This is a genomic window from Flavobacterium soyangense, from assembly GCF_015277675.1.
GTDB lineage: Bacteria > Bacteroidota > Bacteroidia > Flavobacteriales > Flavobacteriaceae > Flavobacterium > Flavobacterium soyangense.
The window spans coordinates 82,967-106,729 of the sequence record NZ_JADHEC010000001.1; the positions used below are offsets into that span (position 1 = coordinate 82,967).

At 34.0% G+C, this 23,763-nt stretch carries 22 protein-coding genes; 10 read left to right on the forward strand and 12 right to left on the reverse strand.

Features of this window, described 5'->3' with window-relative positions; all coding sequences use genetic code 11:
* The first annotated feature begins 2 nt into the window (after positions 1 to 2).
* On the forward strand, positions 3 to 977 hold the full coding sequence (gene dcm / locus IR213_RS00345) for a DNA (cytosine-5-)-methyltransferase (protein ID WP_228479044.1): 975 nt from the start codon (positions 3 to 5) through the stop codon (positions 975 to 977).
* A complete protein-coding gene (locus IR213_RS00350; RefSeq protein WP_194310326.1) occupies positions 967 to 1,728 on the forward strand; it encodes a hypothetical protein in 762 nt (253 codons plus the stop codon). Before dcm ends, IR213_RS00350 begins: the two co-directional genes overlap by 11 nt.
* A 165-nt stretch (positions 1,729 to 1,893) precedes the next feature.
* On the opposite strand, the gene IR213_RS00355 is transcribed toward IR213_RS00350, so the two are convergent.
* Entirely contained in the window at positions 1,894 to 4,266 is a 2,373-nt protein-coding gene (locus IR213_RS00355) for an efflux RND transporter permease subunit (protein WP_194310327.1), read from the reverse strand.
* Between the two features lie 224 nt (positions 4,267 to 4,490).
* Here IR213_RS00355 and IR213_RS00360 point away from each other — a divergent pair, with 224 nt between their 5' ends.
* Positions 4,491 to 5,663 (forward strand): cation:proton antiporter domain-containing protein, encoded by a 1,173-nt coding sequence (locus IR213_RS00360; RefSeq protein WP_194310328.1) that lies wholly within the window; start codon positions 4,491 to 4,493, stop codon positions 5,661 to 5,663.
* A gap of 12 nt (positions 5,664 to 5,675) precedes the next feature.
* Here IR213_RS00360 and frr read toward each other — a convergent pair whose 3' ends face one another.
* From frr to IR213_RS00390, 6 genes are all read right to left on the reverse strand, one after another.
* On the reverse strand, positions 5,676 to 6,239 hold the full coding sequence (gene frr, locus IR213_RS00365; protein WP_194310329.1) for a ribosome recycling factor: 564 nt from the start codon (positions 6,237 to 6,239) through the stop codon (positions 5,676 to 5,678).
* Positions 6,240 to 6,306: 67 nt separating this feature from the next.
* Complete coding sequence (gene pyrH / locus IR213_RS00370; RefSeq protein ID WP_194310330.1) at positions 6,307 to 7,014, reverse strand: UMP kinase; 708 nt, start codon at positions 7,012 to 7,014, stop codon at positions 6,307 to 6,309.
* A 797-nt stretch (positions 7,015 to 7,811) separates the two neighbouring features.
* Positions 7,812 to 8,504: a tRNA pseudouridine(55) synthase TruB gene (gene truB / locus IR213_RS00375; protein ID WP_194310331.1), complete on the reverse strand. Its 693-nt coding sequence runs from the start codon at positions 8,502 to 8,504 to the stop codon at positions 7,812 to 7,814.
* Entirely contained in the window at positions 8,504 to 9,301 is a 798-nt protein-coding gene (locus IR213_RS00380) for an undecaprenyl-diphosphate phosphatase (protein ID WP_194310332.1), read from the reverse strand. The genes truB and IR213_RS00380 overlap by 1 nt, the downstream gene beginning before the upstream one ends.
* Positions 9,302 to 9,562, reverse strand: coding sequence for a DUF3098 domain-containing protein (locus IR213_RS00385; RefSeq protein WP_194310333.1), 261 nt, complete (start codon positions 9,560 to 9,562; stop codon positions 9,302 to 9,304).
* Between the two features lie 11 nt (positions 9,563 to 9,573).
* The gene (locus IR213_RS00390; protein ID WP_194310334.1) at positions 9,574 to 10,449 is read right to left on the reverse strand and encodes a cell division protein FtsX; all 876 of its coding nucleotides are present in this window, start codon (positions 10,447 to 10,449) and stop codon (positions 9,574 to 9,576) included.
* Positions 10,450 to 10,656: 207 nt separating this feature from the next.
* On the opposite strand from IR213_RS00390, the gene IR213_RS00395 reads away from it, so the two are divergent.
* Both IR213_RS00395 and IR213_RS00400 read left to right on the forward strand, forming a co-directional pair.
* Positions 10,657 to 13,821 carry a leucine--tRNA ligase gene (locus IR213_RS00395; protein ID WP_194310335.1) on the forward strand — a complete coding sequence of 1,055 codons (3,165 nt, stop codon included), beginning with the start codon at positions 10,657 to 10,659 and terminating at the stop codon, positions 13,819 to 13,821.
* An 80-nt stretch (positions 13,822 to 13,901) separates the two neighbouring features.
* Entirely contained in the window at positions 13,902 to 14,582 is a 681-nt protein-coding gene (locus tag IR213_RS00400; protein WP_194310336.1) for a zinc metallopeptidase, read from the forward strand.
* Between the two features lie 182 nt (positions 14,583 to 14,764).
* On the opposite strand, the gene IR213_RS00405 is transcribed toward IR213_RS00400, so the two are convergent.
* Complete coding sequence (locus IR213_RS00405; protein ID WP_194310337.1) at positions 14,765 to 15,514, reverse strand: uroporphyrinogen-III synthase; 750 nt, start codon at positions 15,512 to 15,514, stop codon at positions 14,765 to 14,767.
* A 12-nt stretch (positions 15,515 to 15,526) separates the two neighbouring features.
* Complete coding sequence (locus tag IR213_RS00410; protein WP_194310338.1) at positions 15,527 to 16,198, reverse strand: DUF4271 domain-containing protein; 672 nt, start codon at positions 16,196 to 16,198, stop codon at positions 15,527 to 15,529.
* A 105-nt stretch (positions 16,199 to 16,303) separates the two neighbouring features.
* Here IR213_RS00410 and IR213_RS00415 point away from each other — a divergent pair, with 105 nt between their 5' ends.
* From IR213_RS00415 to IR213_RS00425, 3 genes are read left to right on the forward strand one after another with little or no spacing between them, the layout of a single operon-like run.
* Positions 16,304 to 17,029, forward strand: a complete 726-nt coding sequence (locus IR213_RS00415; protein WP_194310339.1) for a polyprenol monophosphomannose synthase — start codon at positions 16,304 to 16,306, stop codon at positions 17,027 to 17,029.
* Positions 17,030 to 17,040: 11 nt separating this feature from the next.
* Positions 17,041 to 18,381, forward strand: a complete 1,341-nt coding sequence (locus IR213_RS00420; protein ID WP_194310340.1) for a dihydroorotase — start codon at positions 17,041 to 17,043, stop codon at positions 18,379 to 18,381.
* A gap of 9 nt (positions 18,382 to 18,390) precedes the next feature.
* Complete coding sequence (locus IR213_RS00425) at positions 18,391 to 18,888, forward strand: DUF4296 domain-containing protein (protein ID WP_194310341.1); 498 nt, start codon at positions 18,391 to 18,393, stop codon at positions 18,886 to 18,888.
* Here IR213_RS00425 and IR213_RS00430 read toward each other — a convergent pair.
* Entirely contained in the window at positions 18,883 to 19,872 is a 990-nt protein-coding gene (locus IR213_RS00430; RefSeq protein ID WP_194310342.1) for an NAD-dependent epimerase/dehydratase family protein, read from the reverse strand. The genes IR213_RS00425 and IR213_RS00430 overlap by 6 nt on opposite strands.
* 113 nt (positions 19,873 to 19,985) lie before the next feature.
* Here IR213_RS00430 and tyrS point away from each other — a divergent pair, with 113 nt between their 5' ends.
* Positions 19,986 to 21,278, forward strand: a complete 1,293-nt coding sequence (gene tyrS, locus IR213_RS00435) for a tyrosine--tRNA ligase (RefSeq protein ID WP_194310343.1) — start codon at positions 19,986 to 19,988, stop codon at positions 21,276 to 21,278.
* On the opposite strand, the gene IR213_RS00440 is transcribed toward tyrS, so the two are convergent.
* Both IR213_RS00440 and IR213_RS00445 read right to left on the reverse strand, forming a co-directional pair.
* On the reverse strand, positions 21,271 to 22,251 hold the full coding sequence (locus IR213_RS00440; RefSeq protein WP_194310344.1) for a LuxE/PaaK family acyltransferase: 981 nt from the start codon (positions 22,249 to 22,251) through the stop codon (positions 21,271 to 21,273). The two genes, tyrS and IR213_RS00440, sit on opposite strands and share 8 nt — an antisense overlap.
* Before the next feature lie 125 nt (positions 22,252 to 22,376).
* On the reverse strand, positions 22,377 to 22,715 hold the full coding sequence (locus IR213_RS00445) for a T9SS type A sorting domain-containing protein (RefSeq protein ID WP_194310442.1): 339 nt from the start codon (positions 22,713 to 22,715) through the stop codon (positions 22,377 to 22,379).
* 358 nt (positions 22,716 to 23,073) lie between these two features.
* On the opposite strand from IR213_RS00445, the gene IR213_RS00450 reads away from it, so the two are divergent.
* Positions 23,074 to 23,757 (forward strand): response regulator transcription factor, encoded by a 684-nt coding sequence (locus IR213_RS00450; RefSeq protein ID WP_194310443.1) that lies wholly within the window; start codon positions 23,074 to 23,076, stop codon positions 23,755 to 23,757.
* Positions 23,758 to 23,763: the final 6 nt, after the last annotated feature.

The window sequence follows — 23,763 nt, forward strand, 5'->3', positions numbered from 1 at the left end:
ATATGGAAAAATTAAAGTTTATTGACCTTTTTTGTGGAATTGGTGGCTTTAGAACTGCTATGGATGAAGCGTGTCTTGAAAATGACATTGTTCCAGAATGTGTTTTCTCTTCCGATATTGATAATTTTTGTCAGGATAGTTATGAAGCAAACTTTGGAGAAAGACCATTTGGAGACATTACTAAAATTGACGAAAAGGATATTCCTGATCACGACATTTTATTTGCAGGTTTTCCTTGCCAATCATTCAGTATTATTGGAAAAATGAAAGGATTTGATGATGTTCGAGGAACACTGTTTTTTGATATTGCAAGAATTCTAAAACACAAAAAGCCAAAGGCTTTTGTATTAGAAAACGTAAAACAACTTTTTGGACACGATGGAGGAAATACTCTAAAAACTATAGTAAACGTTCTTGAAAAAGAATTAGGTTATAGTGTTAGATTTGCAGTATTAAATGCACTTGATTACGGACTTCCACAAAAAAGAGAACGAATAATAATTGTTGGACATAAAGAACCAATATTATTTAATTTTCCATCGCCAGTTAGACCATTTAAACCATTGTCAGAGATTCTTGAAAAGAAAGTAGATGCCAAGCATTTTGCATCTGAATACATTTTAGAAAAAAGAAAAAACAAACATAAATCAGCATATAATCTCTCTATTTGGCATGAAAATAAATCTGGAAATATTTGTTCTTATCCCTATTCTTGCGCTTTGCGTTCAGGGGCATCATACAATTATCTACTTGTAAATGGCGAAAGAAGATTAACCCCAAGAGAAATGTTTCGCTTACAAGGGTTTCCAGATGATTATAAGATTGTTGTTTCTGACGGACAAGCAAAAAGACAAGCAGGAAATGCTGTCCCAGTAAATTTAGTAAAAGCAGTTATTTTAAAACTCCTTCCTTATGTAGCAGCTTCTATGGATATGACTACAGTATTAAGAGATTATGAAGTAGGTTATGGAGAATAATAATCAATCACCTAAATTAAGGACGGTAAACAAATCTGTTTCTGCATTTCCTCTAAATCAATTCCCAAAAGATTTTCCGTTTTTATTAGGAAAAGAAATTATCTATTTGCTAGCGTCAAAAGGAAAACCTGAATTGGAAGGTTCTGATTGGGAAAATATTTTTGCAAATTGTATAGGAGCAGATTGGAAACCATCAAACGTCGGACTTGATGACGTTGTAATGGGAAATACTGCTTGGGGAGCAAAAACCGTAAAAGCAAAAAACCCATCAAAACAAAAGAAAATCAGATTAATATCTGGACGGAACTCCCCGAATTATTCTTATGGTGAAAGAAGTGACCAAAAAGCAGATGCAAAATTAATCGGCAAACTTGTACTTGAAATTTGGAATGAAAGAGTTTCTTCAATACGAGAAAAATACAAACACTTAAGAACGGTTGTATTATTAAAATCTGATGATTTATCAGAAGTAGCAGTATTTGAGTTCGATACAATCCGTTATGATTATGAACTATATGATTGGGAATGGAATAAAAGAGGTAATTTGATTGGTACGAACATAAAAACAGGAGAACTCTGTTTTACATGGCAACCTCACGGTTCACAATTTACAATTAATGAGGAAGTTCCTGAAAATTGTTTAATAATCAAAATTAAACAACCTGAAAAGTTAGACAAAAATGAAGTCTTAAAAGCCTTGGGATTTGATAAATCTTGGATTACAGTTTCGCAAAAATTAAAGGAAAAATAAAATCTCCAATTGCAACATCAAATAACAAGTATCAAGACAATATTTTGGATGAATTTCTAAAAAGAAAAGTTGTCTTGCCCTAATGTCTAGCCCCGATAGAAGCGACATCCCACGCTTTTTTGCGTGGATATAGCGAATAGCGGGAAGTAGCTCCAAATTAAAAAACTATTCCACGATTTCGGCTTCCATAATATCCTCTTTTATGGCTTTCTTCTTTTCGAAAGTTAGAACTAAAGAAGGTAAAACCAATAGGTTAGCAAACATTGCAAATAACAAAGTACAGGAAATTAAACCTCCGAGGGCAATCGTGCCACTAAAACTGGAAAGCGTAAAAATGGCAAATCCAAAAACCAAAACGATGGAAGTGTAAAATGTACTTATTCCTGTTTCTCGTAATGCGCTGAAAACCGATTTTTTGATTTTTCCATTATTTTCAATCAGATCGAGACGGTATTTTGCCATAAATTGAATAGCGTTATCTACCGAAATTCCGAAAGCAATACTGAATACCAAAATTGTTGACGGCTTGAGCGGAATACCAAAATAGCCCATCAATCCTGAAGTAATGCACAGTGGAAGTATGTTTGTTATCACAGAAACCAAAATCATTTTTACAGAACGGAACATATAAGCCATCAATCCTGCAATCAAGAAAATGGCAAAAATGAGCGATTCAATTAAGTTGTCTATTAAGTAAGAAGTTCCCTTTTGGAAAACCAATGCTTTTCCGGTTAAAGTAACTTCATAACGGTCTTTTGGAAAAACCTGATTAATTTTCTTTTGCAATTTTCCTTCAACTTTGGCCATTTCTTCGGTGCCAATATCTTTCATAAAAGTAGTGATTCGGGCATATTGTCCTGTCGAATCCACATAGCTTTTCATTAGGTTTTCTTTGGTGTTTTTTGTTGCATTTTTAGCATACGAAAGAATGAAAGTTTGCTCTTGCGAAGTGGGTAATTCATAATATTCAGGATTTCCATTGTAATAGGCTTGTTTAGAATATTTCACTAAATTAACAATAGAAACAGGTTTCGACAATTCCGGCATTTGGGAAATCGTTTGTTGCAATTCGTCCATTTTTTTCATCGTGGACAATTTCATCACCCCTTTTTTATGCTTGGTGTTTATCATTATTTCTAGAGGCATAACTCCGTTGAATTCTTTTTCGAAGAAAACTATATCCTTGAAAAATGAAGCGGTTTTTGGCATTTCGCCAATCAAACTTCCGGAAACTTTCATTTGAGAAACTCCGATAATACTGAAAACCATTAGCAGGCCATAAATGGCATAAATAATTCTTCGGTTGTGTCTGACGGCATATTCGACCCAATTTAAAACCGCCGAAAGATAAGTTTTGCTTAAATGATACAAGTGTTTTTCCTTTGGAACATCCATAAAACTATATACAATTGGCACAATCATTAATGTCAAAAGATATACGGTAATCACGTTTATTGAAGTCACTAAACCAAATTCAAAAAGCAAATCGTTGCCCGTAATCATAAAGGTTGCAAAACCGGCTGCTGTAGTTAAATTCGTCATCAAAGTGGAAACTCCAATTTTTGAAATTACGCGTTGCAGGGCTTTTGCCTGATTATTGTGTAGCTTTATTTCCTGCTGGTATTTGTTAATCAGAAAAATGCAGTTCGTTATCCCAATTACAATGATTAATGGTGGGATGATTGCCGTTAAAATCGTGATTTTATAATGGAATAATCCCAAGGTTCCAAATGACCACACAACGCCAATTAGCAAGATGCAAATCGAAATAAATGTTGCTCTGAAGGAACGAAAAAAGAAGAAAAATATCAATGAAGTAATCAGTAAAGCCGCGCCAATAAATAGCCCGATTTCACCTTTCATATTTTCTGCATTAATGGTTCTAATGTAAGGCATTCCGGAAACTCTAAGGTCGATTCCGGTAGTTTTTTCGAATTTATCGATTTTTGGAATTAAATTTTCAATTATGAATGTTTTCCTTGCCGCTGTATTGACAATTTTTTTATTCATATAAATCGCTGAACGAATGCTTCCAGATTGTTTATTGAACAGTAATCCTTCGTAAAATGGCAAGTTATTGAATAATTCGTTTTTAATTTTTCCTAGATATTCGGCACTATTCGTTTGACTCTGGTCAACGAGCGGAACCAATTCGAATTTCTCAGCAATGGTATCTTTTTCTAGTTTTTTTAAATCGTTGAGGGAAACAACAAGTTCCACTTCTTTGGAATTTTTTAAACCTGTCATTAATTCGTTCCAGGCAGCATAAGCTTTTGGAGTAAAAAACGCTTTGTCTTTGAAACCAATAACAATCAGATTGCCTTCTTCACCAAATTTATTTAAGAAGTCTTGGTATTGTTTATTGACAATATGTTTTTGTGGAAGCAGATTAGCTTCGGTATAAGTCATGCCTAGGTTTATCCATTGGAAACCAAGAAAAACGGTTAGGGCTAGAATTATCCCTAATATTGTGATTCTATTTTTGAGTATAATTCTGGCAATTAATTCCCAAAATCCTACTTTTATTGTTTTTTTCATAAACGTATTAAAGTGGGTGCAAATGTAAATAAAACGAGAGACTTTTAATAATTTTAGCAGTTAGATTTAACGAATAAATATGTTGCTTTTCTGTCAAGATTAAATTTCTATTATTTTTTTTGAAGTTATAGTTTTTAAGGTTAGTTTTCTCATCTTTGTATTTCTAATAATATATTATCAATACAATTATTTCATAAATTTCATAACAATAATTCAAAGATATAATGTCTGCATCTATAATTATAACGGTTTGCATATTGTTGCTTTTGGCCTATTTTTTTGATATTACTTCATCAAAGACAAAAATTCCGTCTATTATATTATTGTTAATATTGGGTTGGTTTGTAAAACAAGGCACCGTATTGCTCCATATTTCTATTCCAAATCTTTCGCCAATTCTGCCGGTTGTCGGGACAATTGGTCTTATTCTAATAGTTTTGGAAGGTTCGTTAGAGTTAGAACTTAAAAAATCGAAATGGGACTTAGTGGGTAAATCAACAATAGTCGCTTTGGTTCCAATGCTTTTGTTAAGTTTTGGATTAGGATATGCCTACTATTATTATGGAAATATTTCATTTAAAGACGGCTTAGCAAATGCCATTCCAATGGCGGTTATTAGTAGCGCTGTTGCCATTACGAGTGCTAAAAATTTAATTACCACTCAAAAAGAATTTATTACTTATGAAAGTAGTTTGTCTGATATTTTTGGTGTGCTTTTTTTTAATTTTATAACCTTACACACTGTAATAGATGCGATTACATTTGGGGAGTTTTTCTTAGATTTAATAATAATTTTTGTTGTTTCGTTTGTTGCTACTTTGGGTCTTGCTTATTTATTGAGTAAAATAACCCATCGTGTAAAATTTGCACCCATAATTATCCTCATCATTTTAATCTATTTTATATCAAAAGAGTATCATTTGCCAGCACTGTTTTTTATATTATTTATTGGTCTGTTTTTAGGAAATTTAAACGAAATGAGCTCATTTTTTTTTATGGAAAAATTACGGCCAGAAATATTAGAAAAAGAGGTGTATAAATTCAGGGAATTAATAACAGAATTCACCTTTTTAATCAGAGCTTTATTCTTTTTATTATTTGGGTTTGTAATAAAAACTGCTGAGTTGCTAAATCCTAAGACAATAATTTGGGCAGTATTAATAACTGTCAGCATTTTTATCATCAGGGGAATATTTCTAAAAATAGTTAAACTGCCCTTAAATCCATTGCTGTTTATTGCGCCCAGAGGATTAATTACAGTTTTATTGTTTTTATCAGTTCCAATAAGTCAGGCTACAGAGTTGTCAAATAAATCTGTGATAATACAAGTGATTATATTGACGGCATTTATAATGATGATTGGATTTATGGTTACAAAAAAACTAAAAGAAGACTAGTCATAGGAAAGATTATACCTTCATAATTTCAATTTCCTTGTGAACAAGATGTTCGTCAATTTTTTTGATATAGCTGTTAGTTAAGTTTTGCACTTCTTCTTCAGCTCTTTTACAAACATCTTCGGAGGTTCCTTCTTTTTCTAACTTTTTAATCTCTGTATTGGCATCTTTACGAGCGTTTCTAATCCCAACTTTTGCGTCTTCGGCTTCTGATTTCGCTTGTTTAGCAAGATCGCGTCTTCGTTCTTCGGTCAATGGCGGAACGCTGATAATGATTACATCTCCATTGTTCATAGGATTGAAACCTATGTTTGCTACCATAATTGCTTTCTCGATAGGTTGCAGCATTTTTTTTTCATACGGTTGCAAAGTTATCGTTCTGGCATCAGGCACATTGATATTTGAAACTTGCGAAAGTGGTGTTGCCGCTCCATAATAATCTACAAAAACACTTCCTAACATTGCGGGATTCGCTTTTCCGGCACGAATATTTAGAAATGATTTTTCTAAATGCGCGATAGAACCCTCCATAGATTCTTTGGTACTATCTAAAATAAATTCAATTTCTTCAGTCATTTTTTTTAGGTTTTGGGTTTTGGGTTTTGGGTCGTTGGAAGTTTCACAATAAACCAAAAAACATCAACTAAATATTTACTTCAGTTCCTATGTTTTTACCTTCACAAATTTTTAATAAATTTCCTTGTTTATTCATGTCAAAAATTACAATTGGAAGTTTATTTTCCTGACTCAGCGTGAAAGCTGTTGTATCCATAACATTCAATCCTTTTTTGAGCACATCATCAAAGGAGATATAATTAAATTTTACTGCCGAAGAATCTTTTTCCGGATCTGCAGAGTAAACACCATCTACTCGAGTTCCTTTCAGAATCACGTCAGCATTGATTTCCACACCACGTAATACAGCGGCGGTATCTGTTGTAAAATAAGGGTTTCCCGTTCCGGCTCCAAAAATTACGATTCTTCCTTTTTCGAGGTGACGATCCGCTCTTCTTTTTATGTAAGGCTCAGCGATAGATTCCATTTTTAATGCGGTTTGCAAACGAGTTTTCATTCCTTTATCTTCGAGTGCGCCTTGCAATGCCATTCCGTTTATAACGGTTGCTAGCATTCCCATATAATCACCTTGAACACGATCCATACCTTTGCTTGCACCTGCAACACCTCTAAAGATATTTCCCCCGCCAATCACAATGGCAATCTCAATTCCTTTTTCGTGGACTTTTTTGATTTCATCAGCATATTCGGCTAATCTTGCCGGATCAATTCCGTATTGTTGTTCACCCATTAAAGCTTCACCACTTAATTTTAGAAGAATTCTTTTGTATTTCATTCCGTTTTTATATTTAAATTTTGGAGTCATGCTGTCGCAAGCTCAAGTCATTCCGTTTTTATATTTAAATTTTGGAGTCATGCTGTCGCAAGCTCAAGTCATTCCGTTTTTATATTTAAATTTTGGAGTCATGCTGCCGCAAGCTCAAGTCATTCATTTATTGAATTGAGTTGTGCAAATATAGACATATTCTATTTTTTTAAAATAATGTTTTTTGAAAAATTAATTTAGGTTGTGTTTTTAATGCCAATTAGCAGAAAATATTTTTTTTTGCCTTCAAAAAAAAGTAATTTTTAATTTTTTTTAAAATTAGAATTGTCTTTTTGGGTTTCTAAATTCAGCTGAATCTCAACAGTTGCATAGTTTTTTGCTAAATCTTGGGCCAGAAATAAATACTGGTCAATTTGTTACAAACCACTCTTAACACTATTTCGAGAATGTCTTTTTACTGTTTATTCTAATTTTTTTTGAAGTGAACACTATAAATTTTAATGGTTGAATTATATAAAAGCTAAACGCTAAGTATTCATAACTTTGTTGATAAATAGTTTTGATATATTTTTATTTTTAATGAAAAATATGTAAATTGGTGTCCTCAACCAAATCTACTTATTATTAATTTGCTTTTTTTATTGGTGTTTAATTATTGTTTAACAATTTAAAAAACAACCAAATGAAAAATCTATTTGAAAAATTCTATGATTACATCTCTACTGCACTATTTGGAGGTAAAACTACAACTCATTATTAACACAGAAGTGGCGTAGCGTAATTAAGTAAAAAACACTCTGATTAATTTAATGGGCTAAACTTTGTTCGAATAAAGTCACGTCCATAGCTTCAGTCACGGCATAATTGCCAATTTTTGTTCTTCGCAAAACTGTTAAATGCGAACCGGAATTTATTGCCTTTCCAAAATCATATGCTAAGGAACGGATATAAGTTCCCTTGCTGCAAACGACTCTAAAATCGACTTCGGGAAGTGCAATTCGAGTGATTTCGAATTCGTGAACTGTTGTTTTTCGTGTAGCTATTTCTACAGTTTCACCAGCACGGGCGTGCTCATAAAGACGGATACCGTCTTTTTTTATGGCCGAGAAAATTGGTGGTTTTTGGTCAATTTCCCCTAAAAATTGCTTCACTGTTTCATGAATTAGAGCTTCGTCAATATGTGAAGTTTCAAAAGTTTCATCTATTTCAGTTTCTAAATCGTAGGATGGTGTGGTCGCTCCTATATAGAAAGTTCCGGTATATTCTTTGGCTTGACCTTGAAGTTCCGTGATTTTTTTGGTAAATTTTCCGGTACATACCAGCAATAATCCACTTGCCAATGGATCTAAAGTTCCTGCGTGTCCAATTTTGAATTTTTTTGGAAGTCCCGCTTTGTTAATCAAAGCATATTTCATTTTATTGACAGCTTGAAATGAGGTCCAATGCAAAGGTTTGTCAATTAAGATGATTTGTCCGTTTAAATAATCTTCGGCAGACATTAAATTACTGTCAATGGATGAATGAAAAAGTGAATCGCCAACAATACAATTCCTGCAATAATACGGTAATAACCAAATACTTTAAAACCGTGTTTAGTCAAAAATCCAATAAAAGATTTAATGGCTAAAAGTGCCACAACAAATGCAACAACATTTCCAATAATTAAAAAGTTGACTTGGTCGTGAGACAATACAAGACCGTCTTTATAATAATCGTAACATTTTTTTGCGGTTGCACCAAGCATTGTTGGCACTGCCAGAAAGAATGAAAATTCCGCAGCAGTTGTTCGAGATAATTTTTGTGACATTCCTCCCACGATGCTTGCGCCACTTCTGGAAACTCCCGGAACCATTGCCAGACACTGAAATAATCCAATTTTGAAAGCTTGCAAATAGCTGATTTCGTTTGACGTTTGAATTTCTGAAGAATCAGTAAACCAATCATCAACTTTCAATAAAATAATTCCACCAATCAAAAGAGAAATCGCAACTGTTAAAGGACTTTCTAATAAAGCATCAATTTTTTTACTGAACAACAATCCAAAAACGACTGCAGGAACAAAGGCTACCAGTAATTTAAAGTAGAAGTCAAACGTTTGGAAAAAGCGTTTAAAGTATAAAACAACAACTGAAAGTATGGCTCCTAATTGGATGACGATTGTAAAAAGTTTCGTGAATTCATCGTGTTCAATACCAAAAAAAGAAGAAGCTAAAATCATATGACCTGTCGAAGAAACAGGTAAAAACTCAGTAATTCCTTCAATAATGGCAATAATAATAGATTGAAAAGTATTCATTTATGCTTTTTTTGGGTTTTTAAGAATAGCATAAATGGTGATGCCAAAACCAATTAAAACGGTTGTTGGAGCCAAACGGATTCTTCTAAAGTTGAAAATTTCTTCGTTAAATACATTTGGATTATCGCTTCCGCCGCCTGACATCAATAGAAATCCAATAGCAATTACAACAATGCCAATAAGTAAAATTTTATAATTTATTTTTTCAAAAAGAAATTCGTGTTTTTGTTTTTGTTCTAGATTTTTTTCTGTTTTCTTCATTTTTCTTCTATCTAATATAAATCATCGGTTCTTAAATTCAAAAAGCGTTGTGTTGCAAAATAAGTGCTTATCCAGGTAATCAAAACACCAATGCCGAAGACTAATAATAAGACTAATGCAACAAGCAATTTATCATCAAGAATTCCTAAATCCGGAAAATTAACTTGGAGATAAACTAAAACACCAATCAGTGCAATAATGGCCAGACCCCCACCAATCATACCTAATTTTATACTTCGCATTACAAATGGTTTCCTAATAAATGCTTTTGTTGCACCAACCATTTGCATTGTTTTAATAATAAATCGATGAGAATAAATAGACAAACGCAAAGAGCTATTAATCAATAAAACAGCGATAAAAGTTAGAAAGCCGCTGATTATCAATATCCACATACTCACTTTTTTGATATTGTCATTTACTAAATTCACCAGTTGTTTGTCATAAACGATATCCGAAACCATAGGGTTCTTGTGTAATTGACTTTCGATTTTTGCTATGCTGTCTTTTTCTACATAATCAGCTTTCAAGTTGATGTCAAATGAATTTTGCAAAGGATTTGTACCTAAGAAAGTCATAAAATCTTCGCCAATAATGTCAGTATGTTGCTTTGCTGCAACTTCTTTGGAAACGTATGCATATGATTTAGTGAAATTAGCAGCTTTCAATTCTTTTCCAAAAGCCTTTATAATTGAGTCATTGGCATCGTTCTTGAAAAACACTGTCATTGCAATTTTTTCTCTGAAATTGTCCGCCAGTTTTTTAGAATTTATAATAAAAAATCCTAGAATTCCCAATAGAAATAACACCAAGAATACACTTAGCACTACCGAGAAATAAGAGGAAATTAACCTGCGTTTTTGAAATTTATCAAATGAAGAAGCCATAGTTTATTGTAATTATGGGTCAAAAATAACAAAGAATTTCTTTATTTAAAGTTAATAACGCTCAAACTTTCAACTTTCGTACAATAAATGTAAATTTGGCGTCTAAAATAATCATACCATAAAAGTCTTTACGACTTTGAATCCTATCAATAAGATGACTTGAGTTTGCGAAAGCATGACTCCTTTAAAAAACAATAATAAAGAGGAATGAAATACAATCCGAACGAAATAGAGGCCAAATGGCAAAATTATTGGGCCGAAAATCAAACTTTTGCCGCACAAAACAACTCCGAAACCCGAGGCAAAGCCGAATTGAGCGTAGCTAAACCAAAATATTATGTTTTGGATATGTTTCCTTATCCATCAGGAGCGGGATTGCACGTTGGGCATCCACTGGGTTACATCGCTTCGGATGTGTATGCTCGATACAAAAGACATCGCGGGTTTAATGTTTTGCATCCAATGGGTTACGACAGTTTTGGTCTGCCGGCCGAGCAATATGCGATTCAAACTGGTCAACGTCCGGAAGACACCACTTCGGTAAATATTGATGGAGGCGTCGACAAAGAAGGAAATAAAATTGCGGGTTACAGAAAACAACTCGATAAAATTGGGTTTTCATTCGATTGGAGTCGCGAAGTTCGTACTTCGAATCCGGATTATTACAAACACACCCAGTGGATTTTCATCCAATTATTCAATTCTTGGTACAATAAAAATACGGACAAAGCCGAAGACATTTCTACCTTAGTTTCGATTTTTTCAACAGAAGGTAATCTGAATGTAAATGCGGTTTGCGACGATAATATTGTTGGTTTTTCGTCAAGCGAATGGAACTCTTTTTCATCTTCAGCCCAACAAAAAATACTACTGCAATACCGTTTAACCTATTTAGCTGAAACTGAAGTCAATTGGTGTCCGGGATTGGGAACGGTTTTGGCGAATGACGAAATCGTAAACGGGGTTTCAGAACGTGGTGGATATCCGGTTATTCGCAAGAAAATGACGCAATGGAGCATGCGAATTTCGGCTTATGCAGAACGTTTGTTGCAAGGTTTGGATACGATTGATTGGAGCGAAAGCATCAAAGAAAGTCAAAGAAACTGGATTGGAAAATCCGTGGGAGCGATGGTTTCTTTTAAAGTCAAAAGTCAAAAGTCAAAAGTCGAAAGGGAGCAACAATATATAGATGTTTTTACTACAAGACCCGACACGATTTTTGGAGTTACGTTTATGACATTGGCGCCGGAACACGAATTGGTGGCGCAAATTACGACTCCAGAACAAAAAGCGGCTGTTGAGGCGTATATCGAAAAAACCGCAAAACGTTCCGAAAGAGAGCGTATGGCGGATGTAAAAACCATTTCGGGAGTTTTTACCGGAGCTTATGCCGAGCATCCGTTTACCAAAGAGCCGATTCCGGTTTGGATTGGCGATTATGTGCTTGCAGGTTACGGAACTGGCGCTGTTATGGCAGTTCCTTGCGGCGACGAAAGAGATTATGCTTTCGCCAATTTCTTCAAAGGTCAAAACGGAATGCAACCTATAAAAAACATTTTTGATAAAGATATTTCCGAAGCTGCTTTTGGAGCGAAAGAAGGTTTTCAATTGATAGATTCTGATTTCTTGAATGGATTAGGATACAAAGAAGCGACCAAGAAAGTCATCGCCGAACTCGAAAAAATAAACCAAGGAAAAGGGAAAATCAATTACCGTTTGCGTGATGCTGTTTTCTCTCGCCAAAGGTATTGGGGCGAACCGTTTCCGGTATATTATGTAAATGGCTTGCCACAAATGATTGATGCGCAACATTTGCCAATCATCTTGCCGGAAGTCGAGAAATACTTACCAACCGAAGACGGATTGCCACCATTAGGGAATGCGACAGTTTGGGCTTGGGATACTACAAATAATAAAGTAGTTGAAACAAGTTTGGTTGACAATACGACTATTTTTCCTTTAGAATTGAACACCATGCCTGGTTGGGCGGGAAGTTCCTGGTATTGGATGCGTTATATGGATGCGCACAACGACGGAGAATTTGCCAGCAAAGAGGCATTGAAATATTGGGAAAGCGTGGATTTATACATTGGCGGAAGCGAACACGCAACAGGACACTTATTGTATTCCCGTTTTTGGAACAAATTCCTAAAAGACAAAGGTTTTGCACCAACCGAAGAACCATTCAAAAAACTGATTAATCAGGGAATGATTTTGGGGATGAGTGCGTTTTATTTTATTTGTAAACTAGGAGAATATGGTTCATCAGGTTATAGGGATTCATCAGGTATCGATAATGTAGGTGTTGGATTAGATAAAGTGATTTTATCATATTCTTATGTAAAAGAAATTAAAAGATTTTTTGAGAATGTAGAGAAAGAAAATAAAGGTGAGGATTATGATTTGTGTTTAACATTAGTGCCATCAGGAATAGATTTTAATTATAAAGAAGATGAATACCCTCTTTTAGTAAGTTTGGCTAAAAAATTATTTAAAATTACGGGGCAAACCACTACAAGCATTAGAATTTATCCTTCGTCTTTTCAGAATTTACATGTTGATTTAAAAGTGATTAATGAAGTTTCAAATGAGCTAGATATTGAAAAATTAAAAAATTCAAGAAAAGAATATAAAGACACCATTTTCATCACTGAAGACAATGGAAAATACATCGTCGGTCGCGAAATCGAAAAAATGTCGAAATCGAAATACAATGTAGTAACTCCAGATGATATTTGCAACGAATACGGAGCCGATACTTTGCGTTTGTATGAAATGTTTTTAGGGCCATTGGAACAAGCGAAACCTTGGAACACGGCTGGAATTTCGGGAGTTTTTGGATTCTTGAAAAAATTATGGCGTTTGTATTTTGACGAAAATGGTTTAATTATTACCAATGATGAACCAACAAAAGACAACTTAAAATCATTACACAAAACCATCAAAAAAGTCGCTGAAGATATCGAAGGCTTCTCTTTCAATACTTCGGTTTCACAGTTTATGATTTGTGTGAATGAATTGTCAACCCAAAATTGTCATTCCCGTGCCATTCTAGAGCCATTGACGGTATTGATTTCGTCTTATGCACCGCATATTGCTGAGGAATTATGGTTTCAATTAGGAAATTCAGGTTCGATTTCGACGGTAGCTTTTCCAATATTGGACGAAAAACATTTGGTGGAAAGCAGCAAGGAATATCCGGTTTCTTTCAATGGGAAAATGCGTTTCACGATAGAATTGTCTTTAGATTTGACCGTGCCTGAAATTCAGGAAATCATTATGAAAGACGAAAGAACCTTGAAACAATTAGATGGGAAAACGCCAAATAAAATAATCATTGTTCCGGGGAAAGTCATTAATTTGGTCGGATAAAAAAATGTCAATTTGGCATTCAAAAATTTGGCTTTAAATTTGATGATACGTTTGTAAATTTATATTTAAAAAGCAAAAATATGGGAATGAGTTATTTAGTTTTGGCTGGGGCAATTATGCTCGTAAGCTGGTTGATTAGTAGCCAATTGAAAAACAAATTTGAAAAGTACTCCAAATTGCATTTGCAAAACGGAATGTCCGGACAGGAAATCGCCGAAAAAATGCTTGCCGATCACGGGATTACCGATGTGAGAGTAATTTCGGTTGCAGGACAATTAACGGATCATTACAATCCTGCGGATAAAACCGTCAACCTGAGTGAAGCGGTTTTCAACCAAAGAAATGCAGCAGCAGCTGCGGTTGCCGCCCACGAATGTGGTCACGCCGTGCAACACGCAACGGCTTATAGTTGGTTGACGATGCGTTCTCAATTGGTTCCGGTTGTAAATGTTGCATCGTCTTACATGCAATGGATTTTGATAGGGGGAATTTTGATGTTAAAAAGCTTTCCGCAATTATTGTTAGTCGGAATCGTAATTTTTGCTGCAACTACTTTATTTTCGATTATCACATTGCCCGTAGAATATGATGCGAGCAATCGTGCATTAGCTTGGTTAGAAAATAAAAGAATGTTGACTCAACAAGAACAAGCTGGGGCAAAAGATGCGCTGAAATGGGCTGCAAGAACTTATGTTGTGGCTGCTTTGGGGTCTATCGCCACTTTGATGTATTATATTTCAATATTCAATAATAGAAGGTAAATCATTAAGTTTTAGATGCAATCCGCCTTGATTAATAATTGAGGCGGATTTTTTTCTTTGATTTCTAAAAAATAGCCAACCGAAAATTCAAAAAGCGGCCAGTTTTGAACATAAAAAAGGCTGCAATTTAAACTGCAGCCTTTTTGTAATTTTTATTTAAAAGTAATTTTTATCCAAATAACTTATTTTCCTTTATTTGCTTCTGAAATATATTTCTCTAAAGCCATTGTCATTGAAGGTGTAGCAGGTGTTGGAGCCATAATATCAACTCTCAATCCTTTGTCCAAAGCTTCTTTTTGAGTGGTGCTTCCAAAAACCGCAATTCTGGTATTGTTTTGTTGAAAATCAGGGAAATTAGTGAACAATGATTTTATTCCGGTTGGGCTAAAGAAAGCCAAAATATCATAATATACATCGGCTAAATCTGACAAATCGCTAATTACCGTTTTGTAAAAAACAGCTGGAGTCCAGTCTACTTTTAAGGCGTTAAGCGTTATTGGCGCATCTGCGTTCAGTTGGTCTGAAGCAGGCAAAAGGAATTTTTCGTCTTTATATTTTTTTATCAAAGGAGACAAATCAGCAAAATCTTTTGGGCCAACATATATTTTGCGCTTGCGATAGACTACGTATTTTTGAAGATAAAAAGCAATTGCTTCTGATTGACAAAAATATTTCAATCCTTCAGGAACTTTATAGCGCATTTCGTCAGCAACTCTAAAGAAATGATCTACAGAGTTTTTGCTTGTTAAAATAATTGCGGTAAAATTATTAAGATCAATTTTTTGAAGTCTAATCTCTTTTGCATTAACTCCTTCGACGTGGATAAAAGGTCTGAAATCAACTTTTACTTTATGCTTATTTTGAAGCTCAAAGTAAGGGGAATTTTCCACTTTAGGCTCGGGCTGTGACACCAAAATTGTTTTCACTTTCATATTTGACATTTTCTAAGCAATACCTTTTGTAAACCAATAATACATGAAATAATACGGTGCTATTTCGAGAGCGCAAAGATATAAAATAAAATAAAACAACTTACTAAATATTATGTTTTGATAATTTTTTATTGAAACTAAATATGTCAGTGCGTTTACAACCAACAAAATAGCGACAAACAGTATGACAATATTTCTTGAAAATGTGTTGTTATAGAACAGAATAATGTTGATTGGCAATATAAATAATCCAATATAGGTTCTGAAAGTAACCTTTTGTAGGTTAAACTGTTCTACAAACTCCTCAATATGGAATGCTGTAGCTATAATTTTTTCGATTAAAAATTTTGATAAAATGAAGAAAATTAGCAGTGTAATTATTTGAATGTACAAAATCCAATCTGTTTTTGAAGCATATCCAAAAAAGGAAAGCGAAAGTTGAATGAAGAAGGCTAAAGAGATAATTTGCACAAAAAATAATGAAATGGTAAAACCACTCTTAAGATTGCTACTGTCTTTATAAACATTTGTATATTTATCCGAATAAATTAATTTGGCAAAGTCAGCAAATCGATTCTCAAAAGCCGATTTTATAATCGCAATTGTGGCAAATGAAATCACAAACAAGACTGTAGCCCAATCTTTGTTCTCAATTACCCTTAGATGAAGTACGTTTTCAATCATGTCGATGCAAAATTACTAATTTTTTGCTTCATTCTTTTTATTATAATTTTATTATGAAATCAAATCGCATAAAAAGTTTACTTTTGCGTTGAAATTACTCAAAATATGAACGATTGTATTGTTATAATTCCTACCTATAACGAAATTGAGAACATCGAAAGCATCATTAGGTCAGTGCTTTCCCAGCATAAACCTTTTCACGTTCTTGTTATTGATGATAACTCACCAGACCATACCGCAGAAAAAGTAACGATGCTTCAAACTGAATTTGAGGGAAGATTATTTTTAGAAAAAAGAACGGGAAAATTAGGTTTAGGAACTGCTTATGTACATGGATTTCGCTGGGCTTTGGAACATAAATATGAATATGTTTTCGAAATGGATGCGGATTTTTCACACAATCCAAATGACTTGGAAAAATTATACGATGCCTGTCATTTTGGAGGAGCAGATTTAGCCATTGGTTCCCGTTATGTAACAGGTGTCAATGTTGTAAACTGGCCCTTAAGCCGTGTTTTAATGTCTTATTTTGCATCTGTTTATGTGCGTTTTGTTACAGGAATGAAGATTCACGATGCCACCGCAGGTTTTATTTGCTATAAAAGTGAGGTTTTAGCCGGAATTAATTTAGATAAAATAAAATTTGTGGGCTATGCTTTTCAAATTGAAATGAAATACAGAACATTTTGCAAGAATTTTAAGATTGTCGAAGTGCCAATTATTTTTACAGACAGAACAAAAGGACAGTCAAAAATGAGCAGTGCCATTTTTAAAGAAGCGGTTTTAGGAGTTATTGCACTCCGATTAAAAAAATTAGTTAACACCTTATAAAGAAAAAAAAGATGAATAGGGTTTTAATCAAAAATGCCAAAATAGTAAACGAAGGAATCATTTTTGAGGGAGATGTTTTAATCGAAAACGACTTAATTGTCGAAATTTCGGAAAGTATCAGCGCAAAATCTTCTGAATGTAAGATTATTGATGCTGAAGGGAATTATTTAATTCCAGGCGCCATTGATGATCAGGTGCATTTTAGGGAGCCAGGACTTACCCACAAAGGCGATATAGAATCTGAATCTAAAGCTGCAGTTGCCGGCGGAATTACCTCGTTTATTGAACAACCAAATACAATTCCAAATGCGGTAACGCAGGAAGTTTTGGAACAGAAATATGTAATAGCTGCTGAGAAATCCTATGCGAATTATTCGTTTATGATGGGAGCAACAAATGATAATCTGGATGAAGTTCTAAAAACAAATCCGAGAAATGTAGCGGGAATAAAAATATTCTTAGGTTCATCGACAGGAAATATGTTGGTGGATAATGAAGTCGTTTTGGAAAGAATATTTTCAAGTACACCAATGCTTATTGCCGTGCATTGTGAAGATGAAAATACAATTAAACACAATTTAAAAAAATACAAAGAAGAGTTTGGAGAAGATATTCCCGTAACGGTGCATCATCTTATCCGAAGCGAGGAAGCCTGCTACATTTCGTCTTCTAAAGCAATTGCTTTGGCTAAAAAAACAGGTGCTCGTTTGCATGTTTTTCATCTTTCCACAGCAAAAGAAATGGATTTGTTTACCAATAAAATCCCATTGGAAGACAAGAAAATTACCGCCGAAGTTTGCATTCATCATTTGTGGTTTTCCAATGAGGATTATGCTACCAAAGGCAATTTGATAAAATGGAATCCTGCAGTAAAAACTGCCAATGATCGAAAAGTTCTTTGGGAAGCTTTGCTTGACGGTAGAATTGATGTGATTGCAACTGACCATGCACCACATACTTTGGAAGAAAAAAAACAACCTTATTTGAAAGCTCCTTCTGGCGGACCACTTGTTCAACACGCGGTTGTGGCAATGTTTGAAGCCTATCATCAGGGAAAAATAAGTATTGAAAAGATAGTTGAAAAAATGTGCCATAATCCGGCCAAGATTTTTAAAATCGAGAAACGTGGATTTATCAAAGTGGGATATTATGCAGATTTAGTTATCGTAAATTCAGGTTTGCCTTGGAGTGTAAAAAAGGAAAATATTCTAGCTAAATGTGGATGGTCACCTTTTGAAGAATTTACATTTAAATCAAGAATCACTCATACTTTTGTAAACGGACAATTAGTTTATTCTGCTTTTAAAGTAAAAGACATTCGTGCCGGAAAACGATTATTATTTGACAGATAAATAGTAAAGATGAAAAAAATACTGCCATTTTTAGTTGTTTTATTAATTATTGTAAGTTGTAAAAAAGAGATAATCAAGACGCCAAATCATCTTATTGAAAAAGAGAAAATGGTAAATATTATGTATGATTTATCCCTTTTGGAAGCTATAAAAGTTCAAAATCCAAGTTCTTTGGATACATTTAATATAAATCCAAACGATTATATCTTTAAAAAATATAAAATTGACAGCATTCAATTTGCCCAAAATAACATCTATTATGCAGCTGATTATAAAGAGTATAAAAAGATGTTTGAAAAAATAAAAGCGCGATTGGATCAGAATAAATCTTTGGTGGAATCGTTGATTAAGATCCAAAAAAAGAAAGATGTTTTGCTGAAAAAGGAGAAAGAAAAACTCAAAAGGAAAAGAGAAGCAGATTCCATTAAAAAGGTTAAGAACGAACTTAGAAAGACAAAAGAAGCAGATTCAATTAAAAAAATCAAAAAGAGAAAATTGAGTTTATAATTTTGAAATTTCTTTTATATACTGTTGAATATCTAAAAATTCAGCTCCAAGAATATCTATGATTTTTTCATTTGAATATAAATTTTTAGAATAAGAAGATATGGCAGTTGCTCGGTCTAACTTTCTTTTCCATCTAAAAATTGTTGACAGCAGCCAATCTATTCTCCAAAAAATTTCTATAAAAAAAGGACTTGCATAAATTGTGGGTCTTTTTGCATCTAGGGCATCGGCAATTGAATTAAACAAATCCCGAAAGACAATATTCTGAGCAATGAGTGTAAATCTTTCGTTTATCACGTTGCTTTTCATTAATTCCACTGCAATTTTAACAACATCAGTGACGGCAATAAATCCGGTCATTCCTTTGGTATAAAAAGGAAATCCTTTTTCTATTTTCTTAAAAAGGATTCCGCTTCCTTGTTTCCAGATATTTGGGCCAAGAATAACGCCGGGATTAATAATTACCGAATTTAAACCTTCCTGTTGTCCTCTCCAAATTTCCATTTCGGCGCCATATTTTGAGATGGCATAATCACTATGGGGTTTTTCTGGATTCCATTCGGTTTCTTCAGTTATGGTTTTTTCGTTTTCCTTCAAGTCGCCAAGAGCGGCAATCGAGCTCACAAAACAGAGTTTTTTTACGGCTTTGGCAACGCAAAAATTGACAATATTTGCCGTCCCTTCGATATTGATTTTTCGAAGTAAATCCTCATCCTTTGGATTAAATGAAATTAAGGCAGCACAATGATAGACATATTCTACGTTTTCGAAAGCAATTTCCAATGATGGAACATCAGTAATATCAGCCTGAATCCATCCTATTTTTTCAAAAAGAAATTCTTTTTTATAAAGTAAAAAAAGGGATTTAGTTTTTTCGATTGTTTTGGCATTTCGATAAATGGCACGAACGGCATCTCCATTTTCAACTAAATGAAGTAGTAAATGCGCACCGACTAATCCCGTTCCTCCTGTGACTAAAACCATAAAACAAAACTACGAATTACAAATTACGAATTGCGAATTATTTTCTCAATTATCCGAATAAACAAATTATCAAGTCAACATTAAATTTTATCTTTGCCAAAATTGATTTTAAGATGAAGAATTTTATTGAAGAAGTGACTTGGAGAGGAATGCTCCACGATGTTATGCCGGGCACAGAAGAACATTTGATGGAGCAAATGCGTGTGGCATATGTGGGCATTGACCCAACTGCAGATTCATTGCATATAGGTCATTTAGTTGGCGTGATGTTGTTGAAACATTTTCAAATATCTGGTCACAAACCTCTAGCATTAGTTGGAGGCGCAACAGGAATGATTGGTGATCCTTCAGGAAAATCAAATGAAAGAAATTTATTGGACGAAGCTACTTTACGTCACAATCAGGAAGCTATAAAAGGACAATTGTCTCGTTTTCTGGATTTTACTTCCAATGCGCCAAATGCAGCAGAACTGGTAAATAATTACGATTGGATGAAGAATTTTTCGTTTCTGGATTTCATTCGTGATGTGGGTAAACATATTACCGTAAATTATATGATGGCCAAAGATTCTGTGAAGAAACGTTTGTCTTCGGAAGCTGCGGAAGGAATGTCTTTCACTGAGTTTACCTACCAATTGGTTCAAGGATATGACTTTTTACATTTGTACAGAGAAAAAAAGTGTACACTTCAAATGGGCGGAAGTGACCAATGGGGAAATATTACCACTGGAACCGAATTAGTGCGCAGAATAGCTGGCGGGAAAGCGTATGCATTGACTTGTCCGCTAATTACAAAAGCCGACGGAACAAAATTCGGGAAATCCGAAGGCGGTAATATTTGGCTGGATGCAGCTCGAACTTCGCCGTATAAATTTTACCAATATTGGTTAAATACTTCGGATGTTGATGCCGAAAAATACATCAAGATTTTTACTTTCATTTCGAAAGAGGAAATTGAGGTTTTAACCGAGAAACATAGAGAAACGCCACATTTGCGTTTGCTGCAAAAACGTTTGGCCGAAGAAATTACTGTTATGGTTCATTCTGCGTCAGATTTAGAGAATGCGATTAAAGCTTCTAATATCTTGTTTGGAAATTCTACTTCAGATGATTTAAAACAATTGGATGAAACCACTTTTTTGGATGTTTTTGACGGTGTTCCGCAAGCTGAGATTGCAAGAACTGAAATTGAATCAGGAATTAATATTGTTGATGTTTTAAACGAAAAAACAGGATTTTTTAAATCGAATGGTGAAGCAAGAAGAGCTTTGACAGCCAATTCTATTTCGGTAAACAAGGAAAAAGTAACCGAAGAATTCGTGCTTTCGACTAAAGATTTAATCAATAATCAATTTGTATTGTTGCAAAGCGGAAAGAAAAATTATTTTGTGATTCGGGTTAAATAACCATCAAATTGCAACCGCGAATATCAGAATTATCAAAACGTCCCAATACTTCAAATGAGTTGTTGGGATTTTTTTTGCCTAAATCTTGCGTGGCAATAAAGGAACAGGAATTAATATTGGCTAGATCAATCACGTTAATTCCACCCGTTTTCCCATGAGAAACATAGGTCAAAGCGTCTTCGGTTTCGCGAACGAGGATTTGCATCCACGAAGGGCATTCGAAAACGCCGTTTCCCAGCGAATAAGCTTGAGAAAGCAATTCGGTCATTCCATATTCAGAATGTATGGCTGTCACGCCAAAACCTTTGCATAATTGTTCATGCAATTCTTCACGAATCATCTCTTTGCGTTTGCCTTTCATCCCGCCCGTTTCCATAATAATGGTGTTTTGCAATTGAAAAGGCTGTTTTTCAATTAAATCTAACAAAGCATAAGTAACTCCAATCAAAATGACGTTTTGTCCTGCACTGTCCAATCGTGTTATTTTTTCGGTGAGTTCTTCGTGATTGTGAAGGTAGAATCCACTTTCGAAATTGCTGGTCTTTTTTATCAAATCTTCGACCATATAAATCAAGGACGAACCTTCGCGCTCCAAGTAGGATGGAAGTAAAGCCAGGACAACATAATCCTCGATATTGCCGTAGAATTGGGAGAACCCTTTTCGGTAACTTTCTTCATAAAGAGAAACATCTGTAACAAAATGTTTACTAGTTGCCATTCCGGTTGTACCGCTGCTGGTAAAGGTTTCTTGAATTGGGTTTTCATTGGAAACCACTTTATGACTTTTGAAAAATTGAATGGGCAAAAACGGAATTTGCTCTAATGATTTTACTTTTGGAACATCCGTTTTTAAAAAATCACAAAATTCTCGATATACCGAATTGTTTTCATACTGAAAGCGAAACACTTTGAGTGCTGCTTTTTCAAATTGCTTTTGATTTGAAATGGTAAATATGTCAGAAGTTGGTATCAAGAATTTTTTTGCAAAAGTAATTAAATAAAAAAAACTCCAACTTTACAATTGGAGTTTTTAGAAAATTTACTGTAATTATTTATTGTATAATTAATTTTTAGGTGACATTTTTTCAGAGAATGGAACTATTTGACTATTAATTTCCTTGTTGCAGTAGCATCGCCTTCGTTTATCTTAATGATATAAACTCCTGGAGACAGATTAGATACTCCAAGTTCTTTTGAACTGATTGTTGTTTGAAGCACTTTTTTACCCAAAACGTCAAAAATAATTATTCCCTTGTCTAAATCATTTTTTGAAGTAATGTATACTTTGCCATTGCTCACAGGGTTTGGGTACAAGTTTAATCCTTCAATGATTGAAGTTTCTTGAAGTTTTGAGGTTTGCTTTACTTCTTGAGCAGAAGCGCTCAAAGAGAAGAAAATAACCAATAAAGTGATAATATAAAAGTAATTTTTTGCCATCATTTCGATTTGGAATAGTAAAGATATTAAAAAACATTTCAAATTGTATACCAAAATAAATAAAATTGCGTTTTGGCAGCTTATTTATAGAAAAATTAACAAAAAGTTTATTGGTTTATTAGCAATTTCTATGGAGGAAAAAACGAATATATTACTCTTGTTTTTGGATTTTCAACTATTGGTGAAAATTATTAGTCATGTGAGTCTTTCGATTATATTAAAAATAAGTTGTTATTTAGTGTTACTAAGTTGTTTTGAATGTATTACCAAATCGTTAACTTATTAAAAATTGGGTAATACGTTCGATGGTTTTGTTTTATATTTACCTTTACAAACCCAAAAGCAGTATTGTGCTACTATGAAAAAACAAAATACCAAGATTTTATTAGTTGACGATGAACCAGATATTTTAGAAATTGTTGGTTACAATCTTTCTCAAGAAGGCTATCAAATCGTTACGGCATCAAACGGAAAAGAGGCCATAACAAAAGCTAAAAAAGAATTGCCGGATCTCATTATCATGGATGTAATGATGCCGGAAATGGATGGAATGGAAGCTTGTGAAATTATTAGAAAAATACCTGAATTGAATAATGTAATCATTACTTTCTTGACCGCAAGAAGTGAAGATTATTCCCAAATGGCAGGTTTTGATGCCGGAGCAGATGATTATATCACTAAACCAATTAAGCCAAAATTATTGGTCAGTAAAGTGAAAGCGTTGTTGCGACGATTGAAAGAGCAAGAAAAAAACAGTGAAACACTTAATGTAGGCGGAATCGAAATAAATCGCGAAGAATATAAAATCATAAAAGACGACATTATAATTGCCTTACCTCGAAAAGAGTTTGAATTGTTTTATTTATTGGCATCAAAACCAGGAAAGGTATTTAAACGCGATGAAATTCTTGATAAAGTTTGGGGAAATGAAGTTGTTGTAGGCGGAAGAACCATAGATGTGCATATCAGAAAACTTCGGGAGAAAATAGGTGAAGATTTTTTCAAAACCATTAAGGGAGTTGGTTATAAATTCGAGGTTTAGTATTAA